The sequence below is a fragment of the Salinimonas marina genome (assembly GCF_015644725.1).
In the GTDB taxonomy this organism is placed as follows: Bacteria; Pseudomonadota; Gammaproteobacteria; order Enterobacterales; family Alteromonadaceae; genus Alteromonas.
On the sequence record NZ_CP064795.1, the window covers coordinates 3,386,396 to 3,410,262 of the forward strand.

16 protein-coding genes and 1 pseudogene are annotated in these 23,867 nt (G+C 51.2%); 12 read left to right on the forward strand and 5 right to left on the reverse strand.

All coding sequences use genetic code 11. The annotated features are described in order from the left end of the window. Positions 1-283: 283 nt before the first annotated feature. The 8 genes from rpe (at position 284) to IT774_RS15275 (ending at position 8,779) form a co-directional block, all read left to right on the forward strand. The gene (rpe, locus tag IT774_RS15240) at positions 284-955 is read left to right on the forward strand and encodes a ribulose-phosphate 3-epimerase (RefSeq protein WP_195810522.1); all 672 of its coding nucleotides are present in this window, start codon (positions 284-286) and stop codon (positions 953-955) included. 40 nt (positions 956-995) lie between these two features. After that, a complete protein-coding gene (trpS, locus tag IT774_RS15245; RefSeq protein WP_195810523.1) occupies positions 996-2,003 on the forward strand; it encodes a tryptophan--tRNA ligase in 1,008 nt (335 codons plus the stop codon). Positions 2,004-2,008: 5 nt separating this feature from the next. Then, positions 2,009-2,596 carry an anthranilate synthase component II gene (locus IT774_RS15250; protein ID WP_195810524.1) on the forward strand — a complete coding sequence of 196 codons (588 nt, stop codon included), beginning with the start codon at positions 2,009-2,011 and terminating at the stop codon, positions 2,594-2,596. 231 nt (positions 2,597-2,827) lie between these two features. Next, positions 2,828-3,913: an HDOD domain-containing protein gene (locus IT774_RS15255; RefSeq protein ID WP_195810525.1), complete on the forward strand. Its 1,086-nt coding sequence runs from the start codon at positions 2,828-2,830 to the stop codon at positions 3,911-3,913. Positions 3,914-4,211: 298 nt separating this feature from the next. Beyond that, positions 4,212-5,417, forward strand: coding sequence for an aspartate aminotransferase family protein (locus IT774_RS15260; RefSeq protein ID WP_195810526.1), 1,206 nt, complete (start codon positions 4,212-4,214; stop codon positions 5,415-5,417). Positions 5,418-5,442: 25 nt separating this feature from the next. Then, positions 5,443-6,477: an arginine N-succinyltransferase gene (astA, locus tag IT774_RS15265; protein WP_195810527.1), complete on the forward strand. Its 1,035-nt coding sequence runs from the start codon at positions 5,443-5,445 to the stop codon at positions 6,475-6,477. Between the two features lie 11 nt (positions 6,478-6,488). Then, entirely contained in the window at positions 6,489-7,961 is a 1,473-nt protein-coding gene (astD, locus tag IT774_RS15270; protein WP_195812326.1) for a succinylglutamate-semialdehyde dehydrogenase, read from the forward strand. Between the two features lie 11 nt (positions 7,962-7,972). Next, a complete protein-coding gene (locus IT774_RS15275; RefSeq protein WP_195810528.1) occupies positions 7,973-8,779 on the forward strand; it encodes a DUF1338 domain-containing protein in 807 nt (268 codons plus the stop codon). A gap of 80 nt (positions 8,780-8,859) precedes the next feature. On the opposite strand, the gene IT774_RS15280 is transcribed toward IT774_RS15275, so the two are convergent. The 3 genes from IT774_RS15280 to IT774_RS15290 all read right to left on the reverse strand — a co-directional run bounded on the left by IT774_RS15280 (position 8,860) and on the right by IT774_RS15290 (position 13,877). After that, entirely contained in the window at positions 8,860-10,479 is a 1,620-nt protein-coding gene (locus IT774_RS15280) for a methyl-accepting chemotaxis protein (protein ID WP_195810529.1), read from the reverse strand. A gap of 179 nt (positions 10,480-10,658) precedes the next feature. Further along, positions 10,659-12,152, reverse strand: a complete 1,494-nt coding sequence (locus IT774_RS15285) for a mannitol dehydrogenase family protein (RefSeq protein ID WP_195810530.1) — start codon at positions 12,150-12,152, stop codon at positions 10,659-10,661. 9 nt (positions 12,153-12,161) lie between these two features. After that, entirely contained in the window at positions 12,162-13,877 is a 1,716-nt protein-coding gene (locus IT774_RS15290; protein ID WP_195810531.1) for a purine-cytosine permease family protein, read from the reverse strand. Between the two features lie 389 nt (positions 13,878-14,266). On the opposite strand from IT774_RS15290, the gene IT774_RS15295 reads away from it, so the two are divergent. The 3 genes from IT774_RS15295 (at position 14,267) to IT774_RS15305 (ending at position 17,250) form a co-directional block, all read left to right on the forward strand. Then, positions 14,267-15,547 carry a hypothetical protein gene (locus IT774_RS15295; RefSeq protein ID WP_195810532.1) on the forward strand — a complete coding sequence of 427 codons (1,281 nt, stop codon included), beginning with the start codon at positions 14,267-14,269 and terminating at the stop codon, positions 15,545-15,547. A gap of 81 nt (positions 15,548-15,628) precedes the next feature. Next, on the forward strand, positions 15,629-16,294 hold the full coding sequence (locus IT774_RS15300) for an HAD family hydrolase (protein ID WP_232365016.1): 666 nt from the start codon (positions 15,629-15,631) through the stop codon (positions 16,292-16,294). Continuing rightward, positions 16,291-17,250, forward strand: coding sequence for a sugar-binding transcriptional regulator (locus IT774_RS15305; protein ID WP_195810534.1), 960 nt, complete (start codon positions 16,291-16,293; stop codon positions 17,248-17,250). Before IT774_RS15300 ends, IT774_RS15305 begins: the two co-directional genes overlap by 4 nt. A gap of 103 nt (positions 17,251-17,353) precedes the next feature. On the opposite strand, the gene parC is transcribed toward IT774_RS15305, so the two are convergent. Next, complete coding sequence (gene parC, locus IT774_RS15310) at positions 17,354-19,639, reverse strand: DNA topoisomerase IV subunit A (protein ID WP_195810535.1); 2,286 nt, start codon at positions 19,637-19,639, stop codon at positions 17,354-17,356. 199 nt (positions 19,640-19,838) lie between these two features. On the opposite strand from parC, the pseudogene IT774_RS15315 reads away from it, so the two are divergent. Then, a pseudogene (locus IT774_RS15315) lies at positions 19,839-22,983 on the forward strand (7TM diverse intracellular signaling domain-containing protein). 3 nt (positions 22,984-22,986) lie between these two features. Here the strand turns inward: IT774_RS15315 and IT774_RS15320 are convergent. Further along, entirely contained in the window at positions 22,987-23,688 is a 702-nt protein-coding gene (locus IT774_RS15320) for a DUF2982 domain-containing protein (protein WP_195810536.1), read from the reverse strand. Positions 23,689-23,867: the final 179 nt, after the last annotated feature.

Here is a 23,867-nt window from a genome sequence, read left to right on the forward strand (position 1 = left end):
AGAATCTGTTTTTTAAATGTTTTATTAAAAATGAACCATTGCAATGCCCAAGCATCAGATACCGATACTCATAGTGTCTTGCACAATCAGCAGGCAGTTTCACTAAGACAGTGCAGCGACTCCCTTCCATCTGGGCGGTTTTTTCCTCGAGGGTAAATTTACCGCTAAGCAGGCAGCCATAGCAGCGCATTCAGACCCTTTTTCAGGTATGCTGAGTAATCTCAAAAGCGCTCTCGACACCCGGTGTGGGGGCATGATTATTGTTAAATTTCAGGAATGCGTTATGTCAGAATTTTTAATTGCGCCGTCTATTTTATCGGCCAATTTTGCCCGCCTGGGCGAAGAAGTAGATGCGGTACTTGAAGCCGGAGCTGATATTGTTCATTTTGATGTGATGGACAACCATTATGTGCCCAACCTGACGATTGGCCCTATGGTGTGCAAAGCCCTGCGCCAGCATGGCGTCACCGCTCCCATCGACGTGCACCTGATGGTGAAACCCGTAGACGCCATGATCAATCAGTTTGCCGAAGCCGGGGCCAGCTACATCAGCTTTCATCCAGAAGCTTCAGAGCATATCGACCGCTCGTTGCAGCTTATTATTGATGCGGGTTGCAAGCCTGGCCTGGTGTTTAATCCGGCCACCCCACTGCATTACCTGGATCATGTTATGGACAAGCTGCATCATATTCTGGTGATGTCGGTAAACCCAGGCTTTGGCGGGCAGCAGTTTCTGCCGTCAACCTATGATAAACTGCGCCAGGTACGCCAGCGCGTTGTCGAAAGTGGCAAAAATATCAGAATTGAAATTGACGGTGGCGTAAAAGTGGATAACATTCGTGCCGTTGCAGAAGCAGGTGCTGATATGTTTGTGGCCGGTTCTGCCATATTCAATGAGCCAGATTATCAACACGTCATCAAGCAAATGCGCAATGAATTGCGTCAGGCCAGGTAGTAGTTCGTCTAATTGTAGTTAAGGATTTTGGGTAAGCATCATGAGTAACAAACCTATTGTGTTAAGTGGCTGTCAGCCGTCGGGACAGTTAACCATCGGAAATTACATGGGCGCACTGAAGCAGTGGGTTTCGATGCAGGATGACTACGACTGTCTGTATATGCTGGTTGATTTGCATGCCATTACCGTTCGCCAGGACCCGAAGAGTCTGTATGACGCGTGTCTGGACGGCCTGGCGTTGTACCTTGCCTGTGGCATCGACCCGGATAAAAGCACCCTGTTTGTGCAATCCCATGTGCCCGAGCATGCGCAACTGTCATGGGTACTGAACTGCTATGCACAGATGGGTGAGCTTAACCGCATGACCCAGTTCAAAGATAAAGCGACCAAAAACGAAAACAACATTAATGTGGGGCTGTATGCTTATCCGGTGTTGCAGGCCGCCGATATCCTGGCTTACCAGGCAGATAAAGTGCCTGTAGGCGAAGATCAAAAACAACATCTTGAGCTTACCCGCGATATCGCCACCCGCTTTAACAACCTGTATGGCGATGTGTTCAAATTGCCCGACCCGTACATTCCTGAATTTGGTGCGCGGATCATGAGTCTGCAGGAGCCTGAGCGCAAAATGTCAAAGTCGGACACCAATCCTAATAACTTTATTGGGTTACTGGAAGATCCGAAAAAGCTGACGAAAAAGATCAAGCGAGCAGTTACAGACTCAGACGAACAGGCCCGCATTTATTTTGATCCGCAGGAAAAGCCCGGCGTTTCAAATCTGTTAAGTTTATTGTCGCTGGCAACAGGCACCTCTATTGATGCGTTAGTACCGGCCTACGAAGATAAAATGTACGGTCATTTGAAGGGGGATGTGGCAGAGGCTGTCGTGGCACTGGTGGAACCTATCCAGGCCCGTTATGAAACCTTGCGCCACGATCGCGCTTACCTGGACGAGGTTATGAAACACGGCGCTGAAAAAGCGTCGGCCCGCGCCAGTAAGACATTGCAAAAGGTCTACGAAACCATTGGATTCATTGCCAGGCCTTAACCTTCGTGCTGCTGTTAATCGACAATTTTGATTCATTTACCCACAACCTTGCCCGCTACTTCACTGAGCTGGGCGAGGACGTTCATGTGGTGCGTAATAATGAGCTCAGTCTGGCCGATATTGATACCCTGGCGCCGGACAGAATTGTTATTTCACCGGGGCCCTGTACTCCGGATGAATCGGGCATAAGCCTGGCGGCCATTAAGCATGTGGCCGGGCGTATTCCGCTGTTGGGAGTCTGCCTGGGCCACCAGGCCATTGGGCAGGTTTTCGGGGCCACCGTCGCCGGCGCGCGCCAGATTCGGCATGGCAAGGTATCGTCGTTACAGCATAATCACAGCGGTTTATTTGTGAATTTACCGGCTCCCTTTAATGCTACCCGCTATCATTCATTGGTAATTGCACCGGCCACCCTGCCTGCCGACTTTGAGGTGGACGCCTGGTACGAAGAGGCCGATGGCTATCGCGAGATAATGGCCATTTCGCATAAACAGTGGCCGGTATGGGGCTTACAGTTTCACCCGGAGTCGCTGCTTACCGAACACGGCCATAAGATGCTGCAAAACTTTTTAAACGTTAGCTTTAAACTTTAGCTAAACCCTGACCACTTTTTGTTAAAGAAATACGCTAACAGCCGATACTAATAAGACCTTTAGTATAGTTAACCGGGTTTTAGCAATGCTCAGCGCTTACGCTGTTAATACCACAGCCAGACTGGATTACAGAGCTACCAATAATATTGTGCTTATGGATAATACCGCCCCCGCCCAACCCTGGATGAGCGTTTTGCTAATTTACTGATATGCCCGTTAAGAGTGGCAGCCATGCTGGGCAAGCGCAGTCCCGGCGAAGTCACCTTTGCCGAATCAGAGCAAAGTTTTGCCCGCCGCCGCTTGTTGCATGTTGAAAAGATTGCTATCGAGAACAAACGTTTGGAAAGTCTGAACAAGGCCTCGTTTGTCGACTATATCAGCCATGAACTCCATGCGCTGATTTTGCAGGATATTGCCGACCAGGCTCAGCATCCGCATCGGTTGTTTGCTAATACCCTGAACTTTTCAGACGACGTGCCGGTGATGCTGGATATTTTATCCACCCAAGCGGCCTCAGTATCCCGGCTGGAGCCCAGTGTGGCCTCAATGCCCTGGCTTTATGAAGAGCTGATGCAGATCGTCAATAGCCAAAGGTTCAGACGCAAAGACGCCCGCGGCCGGGTCATTCCGGTTGAGAATCTGCGTACCGCGTTGAGCTTTATTGGCATCGGCAATCTGCGGCTCCTGCTGCCTTCGCTATTGCTAAAACGTACGATGCCACAAATCACCGACCCTTTTCCGCAAATTAAGGTCAAGCTTACCCAATACGCCACAGCGACCGGTCTTAGCGCCCGCACCCTGGCGCCTCATTACCAGGCCGAGCCTTTTGCCGCCTACTTGATGGGCATGCTGGCAAGCCTGGGCCAGTGTTGTGTCACCCGGCTGTATTTTAAAACCTTTGAAACTATGCACCGGCATCAGCTTGAGCAGGCTCAGCAACTGCGCCAGCGTGATGTCCATGAAGCATTGCAACAACTCACCCCTTCTGCCAACTACCTTATCGCCCTACAGGACGAATTTGCTAACAAACTTACCGCCGATCTGTTTGCCGACATGCCGTTTAAACGGCTGCCCGCTGAGGCTATTATCGGCGCGGTGCACCCCGCCCATCATGCCGGGTCGTTATCGTATTCAGCGCTATTGAAAGCAGCGCGCTGCTATGCCCGGGTAAAAATGCTGCATCAGTCAAAAGCGGCGGACAAATCTGAAATTAAACAGCTTATCCGTCAGCAGGCCTTTGTGCCGGGTGCCTTAGAAGCATTAAAACGCGTCGATATCTTTACTCTGCCGTTTGCCGAAGAGCGCGATATCCAGTAAAAAATTTTGTGGATATTCATGCAGCCCGCTGCCGTCCCTGCGCTGTCCCCGTCAGAATGTAGGCATCAGCATGGATTGTGCTGACAACGTAATAATTGTGTTAAGCAAGCTTCACTAAATAGTTATTCACTTTTCCTGCAAAATAAGCCAAACCCCTTGAATATTAAGGGCTTGAAGCCTGTCCCCCACGAGACAAAGCGCTGATTAACTGGCATACTATTAGGCTAATTCCTTTTCTTACTACGTCCTTTTTGCTGTAATTTTACACACAGGACGCCTGCTACAGAGGTAATGACCTATGAATGTAACTCGTGCAACGTTTGATGAAGTAATGGTTCCTAACTACAACCCGGCCGGCATGGTGCCTGTTCGCGGTGAGGGTTCTCGCGTTTGGGATCAGGACGGCGCAGAGTACATCGACTTTGCCGGCGGCATCGCGGTAAACGTACTGGGCCACTGCCACCCCGAATTAGTCAGTGTACTAACCGAACAAGGCAGCAAGCTTTGGCATTTAAGTAATGTATTTACCAACGAACCCGCCCTGCGTCTGGCTACCAAGCTGACTCAGGCTACTTTCGCCGATAAAGCCTATTTTGCCAACTCCGGCGCTGAAGCCAACGAAGCGGCGCTGAAACTGGCCCGCCGTTTTGCGCTGGAAAAATTTGGTCAGCACAAAGATCAGATTATTGCCTTCAATAAAGGCTTCCATGGCCGTACCTTTTTCACCGTAACCGTGGGTGGCCAGGCCGCATACTCAGACGGATTTGGTCCTAAACCAGGTGCCGTGGATCATTGCGAGTACAATAATCTGGAAGCCTTTGAAAAAATGATTTCTGAAAAAACCTGTGCGGTGATGATGGAACCATTGCAGGGTGAAGGCGGTATTATTTCTCCGGACCCTGAGTTTGTAAAAGGGGTTCGTGAACTGTGTGACAAACACAACGCCTTGTTGATTTTTGATGAAGTGCAGTCTGGTGTAGGCCGTACCGGTCAGCTGTATGCTTATATGGGTCTGGGTGTAACACCCGATATCCTGACCACCGCCAAATCGCTGGGCGGCGGCTTCCCGATCGGCGCCATGCTGACCACCGATGAGATTGCCGGCTATCTGAAACCTGGCACCCACGGCAGTACCTACGGCGGTAACCCACTGGCCTGCGCCGTGGCAGAACGGGCGCTGGATATTGTGAATACCCCTGAGGTGTTGAATGGCGTCGCAGCCAAAGAGGCGCTATATCGTGAACGCCTTGCCAAAATCAACGAAAAATACAATGTCTTTAGTGAAATCCGTGGTAAAGGGATGTTGCTGGGTTGTGCCTTAAACAGTGAATATGAAGGTCGTGCCCGCGATTTTCTGGTGGCCTCAGCAAACGAAAAACTCATGGTACTGGTGGCCGGTGCCAACGTGATTCGTTTTGCGCCGTCACTGGTTATTCCAGATGAAGACATCAACGAAGGTCTTGATCGCTTTGAGCGTGCGGTAGCCGCTGTTGCTAACGCATAAAACTGCGCTTAACGGATCTGAGAATATGAATATTATTCGCCCTATCAGGCAAAGCGATTACGCGTCGCTGTACGATATCGCGGTAGAGTCAGGTATTGGCTTTACTTCATTGCCAGTGAACGAAGGCTTGCTGAAGAAAAAGATTCAGCGTGCTGAAGAGGGATTCCATAGTCAGGTTACCAAGCCTGGCTGTGAATCGTATCTGTTTGTAATGGAAGATCCCCAGTCGGGTGAAGTAGTGGGCACCAGCGGTATCGAAGCTGCCGTGGGGCTGGATGATGCTTTTTATCATTATCATATGGGCAAAGTTGTCCATGCGTCACGGGAGCTGAATATTCACAATACGGTGGATATTCTGACATTCTGCAACGACTACACCGGCGTTACCGAAATATGCACGCTATTTTTACGCGAGCAGGCCCGCGGTGGAATCAACGGGCGGTTTTTATCAAAGGTGCGCTTTTTGTTCATGATGGAGCATCGCGAACGATTTTCCGAGACCATTATTGCTGAAATGCGCGGCGTTAGTGATGAAGAAGGCAGCTCCCCATTCTGGGAATGGCTTGAGGAACATTTTTTCTCAATGGACTTCCCCACTGCCGATTACCTGACCGGCATTGGCAATAAGGTGTTCATCGCCGAGCTTATGCCTAAATATCCTATTTATGTTAATTTGCTCAGCAAAGAAGCTCAGGCAGTAATTGGTCAGGTCCACACCAAAACCAGACCGGCTCTACAGCTACTCCAGGAAGAGGGCTTCAGCTGTCGTGGTTACGTCGATATCTTTGATGCCGGCCCCACGGTCGAAGCGAATTTGAGTCACATTCGTACCGCCCTGGCCAGCCGTAAGCTGCCAGTGGTCATTGACGACCAAACCGCGGCTCAGGGACAAAGCCATTACATTATCAATACCTCAGTAGACAATTTCAGAGCGGTGGCCACCGAGATGGCCGTCAGCGAAGAACAGCAGGTAGCGGTGGTATCGCGCCAGGCTGCAGCCGCACTTGAAATCTCCGTGGGAGACTCGATTCGCTTTGCTCCCGTCAATTACCGAGACTAACAACAGGACCTATTATGCAATCAACACATTTTATTAATGGCGAGTGGGTCGCAGGCCAGGGCCACGATATTCGCTCAATTGATCCGGCTAAAAATGCCGTTATCTGGGAAGCTAAGTCAGCTTCCGCCGACCAGGTTGATGCCGCCATCAAGGCCGCCCGTCAGGCCAGTGTTCAATGGGCCGCAAAAACCGTGGATGAACGGCTGGACATCATCAAAGCCTTTGGCGCTCAGCTGGAACAAAATAAAGACGCGCTGGCCAAAGTCATGGCCAGAGAAACCGGTAAGCCAGAGTGGGAAACCGCAACTGAAGTGGGCGCGATGATTGGCAAAATCGGTATTTCCGAGCGCGCTTACCACGAACGTACCGGCACCGTGGAAAACCCGATGCCGGTTGGCAAAGCCATCATTCGCCACAAGCCCCATGGGGTAGTGGCGGTATTTGGTCCGTATAACTTTCCAGGGCACCTGCCTAACGGTCACATCGTGCCGGCGCTGCTGGCCGGCAACACGGTCATCTTTAAGCCCAGCGATCTGACCCCTATGGTGGCTCAGGAAACTGTTAAACTGTGGGAACAGGCCGGCTTGCCCGCTGGGGTACTGAACCTGGTGCAGGGTGAAGTAGAAACCGGCAAGGCGCTGGCTTCTCACGCCGGTATCGACGGCTTGTTCTTTACCGGTAGCTCACGGACCGGTAAGTTATTGCATGAACAACATGCCGGGAACCCGGGCAAAATTCTGGCGCTGGAGATGGGTGGAAACAACCCGTTGCTGGTGCGCGAAGTAGAAGATACTGATGCGGCGGTCCATGACATCGTGCAATCAGCCTTTATTACTTCTGGTCAGCGCTGTACCTGTGCCCGTCGGGTGTTCATTCCGGCTACCGAACAGGGCGATGCCATTGTTAAGCGGCTGATTGAGGTGACCGGCAAGATTAAAGTCGATGACTACGATGCCCAGGATCAGCCATTCATGGGCGCCATGATCTCAGCGCAGGCCGCCAGTCAGATGGTCGCCGCCCAGCAACAGTTGGAAGATTCCGGTGCCAAAGTACTGTTGCGTCTGACCCAGCCCGATGAGGCCAAAGGCTTTGCCACCCCAGGTCTGATTGATGTTACCGAGATTGCCGACACCATGCCGGATGAAGAACACTTCGGACCGATGGTAAAAATCATTCGCTATAGCGACTTTGATAAAGCGATTGAGCAGGCTAACAATACCAGCTTTGGTTTATCTGCTGGCTTACTCAGTGACAGTCAGCAAGACTGGGATTATTTCTTTGCCCGGATCCGTGCCGGTATTGTGAACTGGAACCGGCCGATTACCGGAGCCAGCAGTGCAGCCCCCTTCGGCGGCATCGGTGAAAGTGGTAACCATCGCGCCAGCGCCTATTACGCGGCCGATTATTGCGCTTACCCGGTGGCCTCGGTAGAACTGGAAAAAGTCACCCTGCCAGGCAAGTTAAGTCCTGGCCTGAGCATGTAAGGAAAGTAGCTATGCATTCTAATGTGGATACATTGTTTGAAAATTTGTGGGAAAACTACGTCGACATCACGCCGTCTGCTTACAAAATTCATGAATTGCTGGCAGACAGTGAAAACGACTCGCATATTGTTAATGACCATGTGGCCTTTCGTACCTTTAATCTGCCTAAAACGTCGTTAGATAAGCTGGCTGCGCATTTTCTGGCGCTGGGCTACGAGGAAAAGGGCGATTACGACTTTGCCGCCAAAAAGCTGGATGCCAAGCATTTTGAGCACCCGGATGAAACCAAACCCAAAGTGTTTATCAGTGAGTTACGGGTTCAGGAGATGTCGGAGCCGGTGCAAAAAATTATTCATAAGCTGGTAGACCAAATGGATGGAGCCGCGGTTGAAAAAGAAGATTTTCTGTATTCGGGCGCCCACTGGTCATTGACCAAAGACGAGTATGAAACCCTGCTGGAAGAGTCTGAATACGCCGCCTGGCTGGCAGCCTGGGGCTTTCGGGCCAATCATTTCACCGTCAGTGTCAACTTTCTGAATAAGACTCAGGAGCTGGCTGACGTCAACACGATGTTGAAAGATGCAGGTTTCACCCTGAATACCTCAGGTGGCGAAATCAAAGGTGGTGAAGAGGTCTTTTTGGCGCAGTCTGCAACCATGGCCGATCATGGCTATGTGCAATTTGAATCTGAGTCGAAGCTGATCCCAAGCTGTTTTTATGAGTTTGCCCAGCGCTACAAAATGCCTGACGGTAAGTATTACCAGGGCTTTGTCGCTGCCTCTGCTGACAAAATTTTCGAAAGTACCAACAGCAAATAACCCGTTTCGGTTAAAGCGATAAAAAAAGCGCATCGTGGTAACCCGCGATGCGCTTTTTTATTGTCTGTGACCGGGTTTATCTACACCGAGAACTGGTGGGTCAGACCATTCAGATTGTCAGCCAGCTTAGCCAACTCCTGACTCGACTCGCGGGTGTTGTTCACCCCGGCCGCAATCTCCGCCGACAGCGTTTTTATTTTCAGCGTGCTGCTATCTACATCCTTGGATACCTGGGCCTGCTCTTCGGTGGTGCTGGCCACCGCTACGGTCTGTTGATTCATGCGCTCAATCGATACCGTGATTCTGGCCAGGGCATCGCCGGACTCCTGCGCCACTTGCTGGGTTTGCTGAGCGACCTTAAAACTGGTATTGATGGCACTGACCGTATTTTGGCTGCCCGTTTGCAGGCGCTTGATCATCTGCTCAATCTCTTCGGTCGACTCCTGGGTGCGATGGGCCAGCGCCCGAACTTCATCCGCCACGACGGCGAAGCCCCGGCCAGACTCGCCCGCCCGGGCGGCTTCAATCGCCGCATTCAGGGCCAGCAGATTGGTTTGATCGGCGATGGCACGGATCACATCCAGCACCGCACCAATGTTGTCGATATCACTGGCCAGGGTGGTTAAACCTTTGACACTTGCATCCAGATTTTCCAGCAGATTGCCCACCATGGTTACACTCTGGTCGACCTTACGTGCGCCTTCAACGGACGCCTGCTGGGCCTCACGAGCTTCTTGTGATGTTGCATCTGCGCTGCGGGCAACATCATCAATAGATACCGATAGCTGTGTTACCGCGGTGGAAGATTGCTCAAGTTGCTCGCCCTGTTGTACCACCCCATCGCTGGACTGCGCGGTAACTACGGCTAACTGCTCAGCCGTCACCGAAAGGCTTCCTGCTGCCTGCTGAATCTGTGAAATGGTACCGTGAAGCATGGATTGCATGGTCCCTAGTGCACGCAGCATAATACCGGTTTCGTCTTTGGCATCATCCTTAATATGCTGGTTCAACTCACCCCGGGAGATACCCTCGGCCGCTGTGAGCGCAGTTCGCATCGGCAGCACGATGGCACGGGTAAAAGTGATGGCAAACGCCACCACACAGCTTATGGCAAATACGCTAACTAGCGCAATGGTCCACAGAGTGCGGGTAATCATGTGGCGTGCTTCGGTCTGGCTATCGGTGATACGGGTTACCTGAAAGGCTTCAAGTTGTTCGATATAACCTGCAGTGCGCTCACGAATGGTCTTCATTTGCGCATTTTGCATGGCGATCGCGGCGGCCAAATTACCGCGGTCCAGTAACAGCATTTGCTGTTGCTGCAGCGCAAAGAACTGACGGATATCGGTAGCAATGTTGCCAATCAACTGTTGGGCATCCGGGGCCTTCGCCAACGCTTCCATTTTATCAAGCGCATTGCCTAGAGCCGCCTCGGCAGTGGCGTAGTTTTGTTTGTACTGTGCTCGCTCGGAACTCGGCGCCTGCAATATATTGGCATTTTCTAGCCGCACTTTAAAAAACTGCGATTCAATCTGTTTGATCGCCACCAACGCCGGTGAACGATGCTCAACGATTAAGTTAAAGCGCTCAGCCAGACTATTCAAACTGATAATGCCCACCGCGGCGATCACGATGACAAAGCTGCCCATCAGACCAAAAGCAGCAGCGGAACGCTTGCCTATAGAGATATTTCTCAACATTGTAGGTACTCCATATATCCGCCAGAACGGCTAGTGAGAAAAATGAAGCGGCAAGTGTATAGGGTTATGGCTAATTTGCAGGTATCTGATTCACGGCCCGCTTAGTATTGTTAATACCTGAACAGGCCGTGGTTGATGACGCAAGGTGCGTGCAACTGTTATACGCGTTGCCAGCAGGGTTAATCGACGGGTGAGACGCCCAGCTCGGTTACCATGCTTTCCACTGGCTCGTTAGCCAGTAACCGGTTAACCCAGGCCATATAGGACTTATGAAACTCGGTAAACTGGCTCAGGTTACTAAAAATATGGGTTTGTTTTAAAAAAGCCGTGGCGCCATTTAATGCCGCTTCGTGCAATTCATCAGCAAGGCTGTCGTCTATCTGTAGCCGCTCACCCATTTGCGTTGTGCCTCGGGCGCTGTAATAAAACCAGCATGCTAAGGTCAATGCGCCGATATCATAGCGCCCCTCGTTGGTCAGATTATCCAGTATGGTGGGAACCAGAAATACCGGAATTTTTGCCGAACTTTGCGAACAAATACGCGTCAATGTGTCTTTTATATTAGGGTTAGCAAAGCGTTCTAATAAGATTTTTTGATACTCAGCCACCGCAATACCGGGGACAGGATCAAGGGTCGGCGCGACTTCCCATTGCATAAACTCTGTCAGCAAATTATGAAATGCCTTGCTTTGCATACACTCATGAATGGTCTGTATGCCGGCCAGGGAGCCACACAAGCCTAAGATAGAATGACTGGCATTGAGCATCCGCAGCTTTAATTTTTCATAAGGGGCGACATTCTTTACAAATTGGGCGCCAACGGTGTTTAGTGCGGGTTTAGCATTGCAGAAGCTATCTTCTATTATCCACTGCGCAAAGGGCTCGCATACGACGGGCCACGCATCGGTTACGCCACTGTCGGCAAGCTGGGCAATATCATCATGGGTGGTCGTGGGGGTGATACGGTCCACCATTGAGTTAGGAAATGCCACATTCTGGGACACCCACTTTGCAAACTTGGTGTCGCACAATCCGATATAGGCACAGAGCATCTTTTTTAATACCGCGCCATTGTGCTGGATATTATCGCACGATAGCAGCGTAAAAGGTTCAAGCCCCCGCTCGTAACGCCGCTTAAGACCCGCCAGCAAATAACCAAACACCAGTTTAGGCGAATCCGGATTATCCACATCATGCTGCACAAGGGCATCATCGACCTGAAATTCACCGGTGGCCGGGTCCATATTATAGCCGCCCTCGGTAATCGTCAGCGACACCAGCTTCACAGAAGGTGACGCTAATTGCTCGATAACCGCTTCGGGGCTATCCACGGCCAGTAAAAACCGGGTCAAAGCGCCAATTACCCGGGCGTTGCGTTCGCCCTCGACATGTTTTTCCACCAGCGTGTACAGGTGATCCTGGCCAGCCAGGGCTTGTTGCATTTTGCGATCATCATCGCGTAGACCCACACCACAAATACCCCAGCTAAGATCACCGGTCCGGGCCATCAGTGTGTCAAAATACATTGCCTGATGGGCACGGTGAAAGCCGCCTACACCAATATGCACGATGCCGGTAGTAACCTCGGCAGGATTGTAGCCCGGCTGAGCAATCACCGAAGGAAGCAGTGCCAGGTTTTGTCGACACAAAGATTTTACTGTTGAAGTTTGCATAACAACCTCTTATTTACAAAGCGCTTTTTGACGACGCATCGCCCAGTAAGCAGTGGAAAAGTAGATGAGCGTGCAGCCAAAGGCAATATTGAAGAACAGCTCCCGGTGATACCGGTATTCCGTCATCTGGGTGCTGAACAAAAAGGTCTGAAGCGCCAGGGCCAGGGTAACCAGCAGGCTACCCACGGCCACCCATCGTAAAAGATGTGAGAACTTAGACGTATCAGGATGAGATACCGGCAGTTGTTCGGCTTGCCGCTGCTGATGCTGCTCCACTTTTTCATAGAACCCTTCAAGTTCGGCCCGTTGCTGAGGGTATTGCTGATTAGCCCCATACTTGGCGGCCAGCGCGGTATAGACCGCGATAGTGAAAAACCACGTGGGTACAAACAGATAGTAAAATGACATCACATCAAGGAAGTTAAGCCCGAATCCAAACACTAACCCCAGTCCCCAGCTGGCAACCGCCGGAGTGCTATGATTCAGATTTTGATAGTGGGCCCAGTAGCGGCTAAAACCAATTTTTGGAAACAGCACATGTTCGGCAAATACAATGGCACCTACCGGCACCACCAGTAACCCGGCATAGGTCAGCAGCGGCAATAATTTTGTAAACACAAACGGAAAGCAGGCGATAGCCACGGTAATCAGACCGACGATAAAAGTCGTGCGGTTCCGTGAGCTTTTTGGAAAGACCGCCTGAGCAGCCAGCCCGGCCCGATAAAGGTTCGCATTTGCTGTGGTCCAGCCCGCCACAATCACAATGACCAGGCCCGACAGCCCCAGAGCATGATAAGCCACATCACCCGGGTCTAGTTGTACAATGGATTTTTGTACAATCACAGCAGTACCGGCACCCATAATACCCGCCGATATCCAGGCAATATAATGACCAAATAACATACCCGCAGAGGTAGTTAATCCATACACTTTGCGTTTAGCAAAACGTAAGATGGCCATATCAATAAGACCAAAATGGGTAATAGTGTTAGCCGCCCATGAAAAGCCGATCACTTCCATCAGGCCGATACCCTGCTCGCCCCCGGCGGTAATCCCGGTCCACACCGAGGCACTGCCAATCTGCATAAAATCGTCCCAGCCTGAGACAATAGTTTCTCCAATCACGGCCTCTGCCAATACCGGCATCAACACCAGCGGACCGCTTAAAAACATGATAAACAGCCAGGGCGCACAAATACCTGAAAACTCAGATACCGCATTAAAGCCATACATGGCCACCATCACGACAATCATTCCTACCGCAAGCACCACCAGCACAAAAGCCAGATTGGTCGGATACCAGTCAAGCTGAGCCGGGATGTTCAGCGCAAAGCGCACGGCGGTCGCCGATACCGTAATCATGGCCGCCGAGATCACGGTAAAAATGATGACATTGGCCCAGTTGTAGAGCCGGGTCATAGAATCCCCCGCAATTTTTTGCAGGTAGGTGTACAAACTCATTCTGGTTTCTACCGCAATGGGGGTGGTGATCAGGGTCCAGCTGAGTACTGCCAGCAGATTCCCGATCAGCAGGCCCAGTAAGATGTCGGTCATGGTGGCACCTAATGCCACAAAGGTTGCCCCAAAGACAAATTCGGTCGCTGCCACATGCTCTCCGGCATACAGCCCGAGAAAATGCTTCCAGCTTTTTAGCTGATGTTTGGCCACCGGAAGTTGCTCTTCGCTGACCTGATTTAAATCAACATTAGTGGATGTCGATCTCATAGAATTCTCACTTTTAGGTTATTCGCAGAACGGGACCATGCTGCGGCCTGTGTTAATGACCAAATCCTATTTCTGCACAAAATCAAACAATCGGCATAGCAGAAGATGAGCATTTGCCTTGTGTGTGAATTATTTCTCAACTGATCCTACCTATAACATTATAAATGTAAACACTGTTAACATGACATTTTGGGTTACTTCTCTCTCATATGACTTAACCACTTGTTTACCCTAAGTTTAAAAGATTAATGAATTTAGTGTTTCTGGTTAATAACAAAAACTTCTTTACGTATTTGTTAAAAAACATCGAAATGTCTATTGAGATCTCGCCCATTTGATGAAATTATTGCCCTCGAGATGAGCATTTGCCCAGCAAAAGGGTAAGTGAGATGAACAATGTTAGTTGTATAAAAGCGGCACACTATGTGGGTTTGGTCGCCGTACTGGGGTGGGTATATAGTGGCTCGAGTGATGCTGCAGGCATCGAGCTTTTTGATGGTAAAGTAAAATCCAATCTGTACCTGGCTCAGGGCTTTCAGCATATTCAGGCCGATGACGGAGCCTTTATCAACCAAAACACCCAGATGGAATCGGGCTTTCAACGCTTTCGGTTTAATCTGGACGTCGCTGTTAAGGTTAATGATATTGTGTCGGCCTACATCGACCTGGGTGAAGAGCCCAACGATTTTGGTAGCGATGACCAGTTCGAAATCTCTCAGGATCTGGCCTATATCGATATTGCCCTAGATGGCTTTGAACAATGGCACTATGACCAGACTAAGCTTGTGGTGCGGGCTGGCAATATTGTGTCAACGGTCTTTGATTTCAGAGGCTATTCGGATGGAGCCGCGGTCCAGACCAATCCGTTAATTGGCAACTCGCCAATAGATTTTGTAACGGCAGAATCTGGCGCGCAGGTGCTTTGGTCTCATACACCGGCGTCAACGGCGACTGCCACAGTCTATGCCGATGCGGGCATAACCATCCCCACCTTTTTTGAAGACTATGGCCCGGGTCGCGGCTATAACTATTTTGGTAAAGTCGGGGTAACAGGGTCTGAAGATGGATGGGGACTGAGCGTGGCGGCGTTTATGAGTGACCAGGCCGACCAGTTTAATCATCGTGAATTTGATGATATACAAACCGCGGGATTGATTCAGGGTGACGGGGATAACTACAACTTCGCCGGCAGTGGCAGTAATGCCCGGGACACCCACGCGGGCTTACTGCCCGGCCTGGATGCCCGGATTTATCAGCTGAACGCATTTTATCGTCCCAATCAGGCGACCCTGTTGCGGGCGTGGGCGGGTCGCGCCTCTGATGAATACCGGTTTGCGGATGCGAACAACGAGCTCACGGTGGCAAGTCAGGCGCGCAATTTTATCCGGCAAGACGGGAGTATGCAGTTTTATGCCCTTGAAGGAAGCTATTATATTGTGCCCTCCAGATTTTATCTGGCGGCCCGTTATAGCGCCGCGGATAATACCAGCAGTGACGCAGCAGGATCTGATACCCTATTAAGCCGAAGCCAGGTGGGACTGGGCTGGTTTATTACCACCGGTACCTTACTAAAAGCAGAATATGTTTATCAGCTGGAAGAAGTTAATTCGCCCGGGCAAATTGGCGCAGACTGGCAGGGTGTCTCAGTCGAATTATCGCTGAAATATTAATGCACCGCTGGCAGACTGAGGCTAATAGGGTTGCAGGGGCTGTGTAGTTCGCGTCATAAATTAACAAGATAAAGGATGAATGTGAGTAACAATATCAAGCTAATCATTTTTGATTGTGACGGCGTGCTCATCGATAGTGAGATTTTGTCGATGAAGGCCTGGCAAGCGGTGTTAAGCCGCCGGCACCGCACCCTCAGCGCTGCGTATTTTACTCAACATTTTTTGGGGAAAAGCATGCAGCATGTGTTGCAGTGCCTGGCAGACGATTTTTCTCTTGCTTTTACCGCGGCAGACGTCGACGAGTTTCATCATGAGCTTCAGCAGCAGTTCCGTCGGGATTTGCACCCCACCCCCGGCATTGAAACCGTGCTGTCGCATTTGCAAATTCCTTACTGCCTGGCTACCAGCAGCAGCCCGCAGCGAACCAGGTTTGCACTAAAGACCAGCGGCCTGGCGCACTACTTTGGCAATAATCGATTTACCCGGGATGAAGTTGAGCATGGAAAACCCGCCCCGGACCTGTTTTTACACGCTGCCAACACCATGCAAGTGGCACCGGCTCACTGTCTGGTTATTGAGGACTCTGAGGCTGGCTTGCAGGCAGCCCGGGCTGCAAATATGCCTTATCTGCATTACATTGGCGGCACACATTTAAAGGCGTGTACAGTTAATGGCCGTGACACATTTGATAACTGGAACACCTTCAGGCGTCGTTTCGCCCCCTTGTTTAAGAATGGACCACAATGAGTAGAAAAACACTTGATCAACAACGACTGGACGATGCTGCCCGCGCTGGCTGGCTGTACTATGTTGCAGGAGCAACCCAGGATGATATTGCGCGCCAGTTGAATATCTCGCGACAAACCGCGCAGCGGCTGGTGGCGCTGGCTATCTCGGAAGGCTTGGTGAAGGTCCGGCTGGAACATCCGGTCGCCAGTTGTATGGAGTTAGCAAATGCGCTAAAACAACGTTTTGGCCTGCAGTTTTGCGATGTGGTGCCTTCTGTCAACGAAGATCCCCATTCTACTTTAGGGCTTGGTCAGGCCGGAGCCAGTGCCATCGAACGACTATTAAGAGACCCTGACACCCGGACCATCGCGTTTGGTACTGGTCGGGTTCTGCGTGCCTGTGCGGATGAGCTGAATATACAGCAGTGCCCGAATCATAAAATTATCTCGTTGGTGGGAAATATTGCTAATGATGGCGCCGCTACCCGTTATGACGCGGCAGTGTATGTTGCCGAGAAACTCGAAGCTCAGCATTATCCCATGCCGTTGCCGGTTATTGCTGAGAGTCAGACAGCCCGCGATGCCTTTCATCAACTACCCCATGTGAGCCGAATTCTTGACCTGGCTTCGGCAGCGGATGCGACCTTTGTGGGGATCGGTAATCTGGGCCGCACCTCACCTCTGGCGGTGGATGGGTTTGTCGATGAGCAAGCATTGGAAGAGCTGGAAAGCCGCGGCGGGGTTGGCGAGGTCATCAGCTGGGTATACAACGCCGAAGGCGCGGTCATGCCTTGTGATATCAACTCGCGGGTGACCAGTGTGCCGCTTAAAGCGGCTACCGAGCGTCCGGTGGTGGGTATTGCTGCGGGTCAGCATAAATGCGCAGCCATTGTCGGAGCTCTGCGCAGCCGGCTCATTAATGCATTGATTACCAATGAATACACCGCCAGGCAAGTACTTAATCTTTGTTCTTAAGTGATGCTCTTCAGGCAAAATTTAGCGGCGGCAATATAAAGCACCGGGGTTAAATCAGACTTCCCTGAAAAGGCCGGACCCCGGCCCTTGCTAACCACAGGAATTAGTCACTTATCGGTTCGGCGGTGACCGCCGGCTCGCCCAGCACTTCCAGCTCGTCCACCCGTTGCAGTCCACGTGGTAGTTTGTTGCCACGCCGCCCACGCTCACCGTAGTAATGTTCAAGGTCGGCCGGCGACAGGGTCATATTGCGTTTACCTGCATGCACCCGTACCGAGGCCGCTTTAGGCACCACCGCAATGACTTTGACAAATTCTTCCCGGCTTTTGACTTTGGCAGAAGGGATATTGATAATTTTGTTCCCCTTGCCTTTGCCCAGACTGGGTAAGTCTTTCAGCGGAAAGATCAGCATGCGGCCTTCATTGGAGATGGCCAGACACAGATCCGTGGCCAGATCGCCCACCGGTCGCGGCGGCAATACCTGCGCGGAGGCTGGCAAGCTCAGATAAGCTTTACCGGCTTTGTTTTTACTGATCATATCGCCAAACTTACCCACAAACCCATACCCGGCATCAGAGGCCAGTAAGAATGGCTGCTCTTCTGCGCTCATGAGCACATGGGTAAACTGTTCGCCGCCCACCAGGTTAAAACGACCGGTTAATGGCTCACCCTGACTGCGGGCCGAGGGCAGTGCATGCGCATCACAGGCAAAGGTGCGTCCGGAGCTGTCCATAAATACCGCAGGCTGGTTACTGCGTCCTGAAGCACTGGCTTTGTAATTATCGCCGGCTTTGTAATTGAGCCCCTGGACATCCACATCATGACCTTTGGCGCAGCGCGCCCAGCCTTTTTCAGATAACACCACCGTGACCGCTTCGCTGGGGATTAGCTCTTTTTCTGACAATGCTTTGGCTTCAGCGCGCTCTTTTAACGGTGAGCGGCGATCGTCGCCGTATTTTTCAGCATCTGCCAGAATCTCTTTTTTCACCAGTGTTTTTAAACGTCGCTCGGAGCCCAGCACCAATTGCAGTTTATCCCGCTCTTGTTCAAGCTCTTCCTGCTCGCCCCGGATTTTCATTTCTTCGAGCTTAGCCAGATGACGCAATTTCAGCTCTAAAATGGCTTCGGCCTGCTTATCGGTCAACCCAAAGCGCGCCATCAACTCCGGCTTGGGTTTGTCGAAGGTACGAATGATTTCAATCACTTCGTCAATATTCAGAAAAGCAACCAGCAACCCTTCCAGAATATGCAATCTGGCCAGTACCTTGTCTAACCGATACTGCAACCTGCGGGTGACGGTGTTTTTGCGAGACTCTAGCCATTCAGACAAGATGGTGCGCAAATCTTTCACCTGGGGACGGCCATCCAGACCAATCATATTCAGATTGACCCGATAACTTTTTTCAAGGTCCGTGGTGGCAAAAAGATGCTGCATCAACTGCAGTGAATCCACCCGGTTTGAACGACGGGTAATGACCAGCCGAGTCGGGTTTTCATGATCTGACTCATCACGTAAATCACTGACCATAGGGAGTTTTTTGGCCTGCATCTGGCCGGCAATCTGTTCCAGAATTTTGGCACCAGAGGCCTGATGAGGCAGCGACGTGATGATAATATCGCTGCTGTCTTCATGATACACCGCACGCATCTTGAGCGAGCCGCGCCCGGTTTCATATAATTTTGCAATGTCCGTGCGCGGGGTAATAATTTCCGCTTCGGTGGGATAATCGGGCGCCTGCACAATTTCCAGTAAATCGGCCAGGGTGGCTTTGTTGTTATCCAGCAAATGGGCGCAGGCTTTGGCGACTTCGCGCAAATTGTGCGGCGGGATATCTGTGGCCATGCCCACCGCAATACCACTGACTCCGTTTAGCAATATATGTGGTAACCGGGCGGGTAACACTTTGGGCTCCGACAAGGTGCCATCAAAATTTGGCACCCAATCCACCGTGCCCTGCCCCAGTTCGCTTAGCAACAACTCGGAAAATCGTGATAGCCGGGCTTCAGTATACCGCATGGCGGCAAAGGATTTGGGATCGTCGGGTGCCCCCCAGTTGCCTTGTCCGTCGACCAGCGGGTAGCGGTACGAGAAAGGCTGAGCCATCAACACCATGGCTTCATAACAGGCCGAGTCACCATGGGGGTGAAATTTACCCAACACATCGCCCACGGTACGCGCCGACTTTTTGTATTTGGCGGTGGCCGACAAACCTAAATCGGACATGGCATAAATAATACGCCGTTGCACCGGTTTGAGGCCGTCTGCGATATTGGGTAATGCCCGATCCATAATCACGTACATGGAATAATTTAGGTAGGCATCTTCGGTAAATCGGCTTAACGGAAGTTGTTCAATCCCGTCCTGACTAATTGTGATTTGATCGCTCATGGAGTTATTCGTTGTTGGCTGACCACTGCATCTGATCGCCATTTTGGGGCAAAGCGTCCGGCAACGCAACTTTGCTGGTGGTGATAACCGGGCGGGGTGCAAACGGCATCATGACAAAATAAACCATCAGAGTTTTTGTAATTTACCCCAAAGTGGTGTTTTAATAGTCAGCTTTCCGGCTATTGTTAATGCAACCACCATGCGTGTAGTACCCTTGTTTTGGATAACAATTTTTACAGCATTGATGCTATGGGCAGCACCTGGTCACGCGCAGTCGACCATTCAGCTATTTGACGAAGATGCCAGGGTAAATCTGTCTGACAACTTCGCGCTGTATTACGAAGAAGACACCCCGCTTACTATTCAGCAGATTTTAAAACGACGTCAAAACTTTCAGTGGTTTATGGCCGATAACCCCAACTTTGGCTTTCGTGAAAATGGCTTATGGCTAACCAATAAAATCAGCAATGTCAGCAATTTGCAAAGCTGGGTCTTTAGTATCGACTTTTCGCAGCTCGACAAGGTGGATTTTTATCTGGTCGCGGATGGCGTGTTATTACAACAAAGTCATCAGGGTAAGCTCCAACCGGAGCAAATTTTTCGAAACCCGACCCTACGCGCCGACTTACCCATAGCCACGCCCCTGGAACTGTTTATTCGGGTACAAAGTCATTCCTCCAGTTTGATTGTGCCTTTGACGGTGGCCCCGAGCCGGTCCACAGTCTCGCGGTTCAAATCGACAGTACGCTATGGGGCTTGTTTTATGGTGGCCTGTGTATTCTGGCCATCTATAACCTGATCATTTTTTTTACCACCCGCGAAATCAGTCTGCTGGCGTATGTCGCCAATGTTGCTGCCGTCATTACCTGGCAATTTGTCTGGGGCGGGCATTTGCAGGTTGCGGTCGGCGATGCTTCCAAATTGTGGTTTACCCACCATACCGAACTGCTGTTTGTGGTGAATGGGCTGACCGCCGGTTTATTTAGCCTGTATTTTCTGGAGACCCGCCGCCATGCCCCACGGCTCACCCGGTAATCGTAACGCTATTAGGGGTGCAGGTGCTGCTGGGCCTGCTGTGCCTGGCAAACCTGCTGCCTATATTCTGGAAACATAATTTGGTCTACGGTGTGGGTATCGCCTGTGTTTGCAGCTATCTGTACGCCGGCTTTGAAGCCCTGACTAACCGGTTCCAGCCGGCCCGTTACTTTACTTTTGCCTGGTTGATTGTCGCGGTGACTGCGGTCATCGGCATCTTAAGCCTTACCGGATTATTACCCAGTAACAAATTTACCACTTACTGTTTTCAGGTGGGGGTCTTTGTCGAGGCGGTGCTCTTTTCGCTGGCACTGATGGAGAAAAACCGCAGCAAGCTCGAAGCTGAGGTAGACCAGGCGACCGACGATTTACGCAACAACATGGAGCTCATCGAAGAGCAGAATGCGCGGTTGGATATTGCCCGCAAAGATGCCATTAAAGCCAGTAATATTAAGTCTCAATTTCTCGCCAATATGAGCCATGAGATCCGCACCCCATTAAATGCGATTCTGGGCTTTAGCCGGGAGCTGGGCAATGTCACCTTGCCGGCAGATCAGCAAGAGCAGGTTCGTATTGTCAATACTGCGGCCGACAACCTGCTGAGTATCGTCAATGATGTGCTCGACTTTTCCAAGATTGAAGCCGGTAAACTACAGATTAACAACCAGCCATTTCATCCTAACCAGTTGCTTGAAGAAATGGTCACTATTATGTCTAAGTCGGCTCACTCAAAACGCCTCGAGTTTGTGTTCGACCTGGCGCCACTGCCGGAAAAACTTATCGGTGATTTATTTCGCATCAAACAGATACTTAACAATTTGTTAAGCAATGCGCTGAAGTTCACCTCCTCCGGCACTATTACCCTGGGCGTTTCCGGCCGGGCTTTAGCGCATGGCATCCATGAGCTTACCTTTACCATTGAAGATACCGGCATCGGCATCAGTCGTCAGGATCGCAAAAAACTGTTCAGTGCATTTTCGCAGGTAGATGACGCGTTAAATCGCAGTTACCAGGGAACCGGACTGGGGCTGGTCATTTGTCGTGAACTGGTGCGGTTAATGCGCGGAACCATGGACCTGCGCAGCGACCCGGGGCTGGGCAGTACCTTTATTATCACCTTGCGCACCAACCGGCTAAGTAAAAAGAATGCCCTGGCGCCCAGCCGTGACTGGCAGGACAAGCAAGTTGTTATTTTTGACCCCATTCCGCAAACCCGGCGCGCCAGTGCACGCATGCTGACCGGCCTGGGCGCCCAGGTGCACAGTGTAGAAACCATGACAATGCTGCACAGTCTTAAACTCACCCCCGACTTTTTATTTGCTACCGTACCCGGCAGCCTGCTGCAAGCCCGGGATGCCATGCTCGGCAGCCTGATTCAGTTTAAAGCCAAAAAGCGTATTTTGTGGTATTCAGGGCCCGAACCGTTTAATCAGTACCCCAGTCTCACCCAACACTTTGATACCCAGGTGCGGATGCCATTGACCCTGTCAAAACTGGAAGACTTGCAGCATCGTAAGATCAATGAAACCAAAAACCCGATGCAACATAAGCTCAACAGCCTGCCCAGGATTCGGATTCTGGCCGTGGATGATATGGAGATGAACCTGAAGTTGCTCAGCACCTGGCTGGCCGACAGTCCCATTGAGCTGGTGACATCGATGAGCGGACAGGATGCAGTGAACCGATGCCAGGCCACCGAATACGACATGATTCTGATGGATGTCCAGATGCCGGGGATGGATGGCTTACAGGCTTCCCGGGCAATCCGCAAAACCCCGCTGAACCTGGGTACCCCGATTATTGCGGTGACCGCCCACGCGTTTAAAGAAGAGCAGGAGCGGCTGCTGGCCTCAGGCATGGATGATTATCTGCCCAAACCAATGGAAGTCAGTGCGCTGCTGGATTTGATTCGTCGCTGGTGTCAGCCTCACAGCCCCGCCGAGCCAGAAACCACCACCCTGGACTGGGAGCTGGCAACCCGGCGTACCAATCACAACAAAGAAACCGCTCGCGAGCTGCTGGCTGATTTTTTACGCTTGTTGCCTGAATCCATACATCATATTGAAGCCGCGTGGGATGAGCGGGACTACGACACCCTGCAACGTCATGTTCATCGCCTGCATGGCGCCTGTTGTTACACGGGTGTGCCGGCGCTGCAGCGGTTGGCAGACGAGCTCGAAAGCGCGCTCAAACGTCAGCAGTATATGCTGATAGCCGAACTCTCCCCGGCCTTTCTTGCCGAAGCAAAAAAGGTACAGGAGCAGGGTAACCAGTTGCTGAACGAACCGGGGCCGGTGGCCAACCAATAACTACTAAACCACCACTTCTTTGGTTTCAGGACGGGTTTGTTGGCATTGCCGTAAAAAGTGCACAAACTCCATAGGAGACCGGTCTAAGTCCGCGCCGGAGATATAAATATCGTAGCCCAGACGGGTACGCAGCTGGGTCATTCGATTGGCCAGCATGGCCTTGACCCCGGTCAGTACCTGACCGTCTTCTAATGTATAATGTTTGTCATCAAACATTTCATGATTGAAGCAATTGCCGGTTTGACAGCTGTTGTCATGGCTATGCAACAGCAATGGCCGCTGTTCCATCAATAAATGCGTGGCCAGACGGGGCGAAACCCGCTGCATAAATGGCGCGTAAGATTTCAGCCGTATTCCCACCGCATCCAGTTCGGTCTGATCCAATCCCTGCGCTACCCTGGGGCAGTCAATTCGCTGGATATTGTCCCACCAGATTTCCCAGTTGCCCCGCCGGTGATGATACAGAATCCGGGTCGGGGAAATCTCGATACTGTGGTCCGGATCCCGCAGCTTGAACCAGCCGATCAGCAGAGTTACCAGTGAAGCACTGGTCAAAAAGATACCTGCCAGGAACAACCAGGGAGGCGCCAGGGTTAGCCACAATACTGACACCAACAGACCCACCATACCGATCAGTAACGTGGTAAATCCATTACGTTTAGACATGGCCTTGATATAAATCGGCGCAGAATCATTTGAAGACATACAAATACACCACCAGCATGATTATCGCCCATACAATGTACAGGCGGGTTCGACGACACGTGACACAGTCCGTCCGCCACCAGGAACGCAGCGTTGTGTGGGAGGACTTTTTCATATTCACCGCTTTTGTGTTTACGTAATTAGCCACTACAGTGCTCAGTTTACACCATGTAAAAATG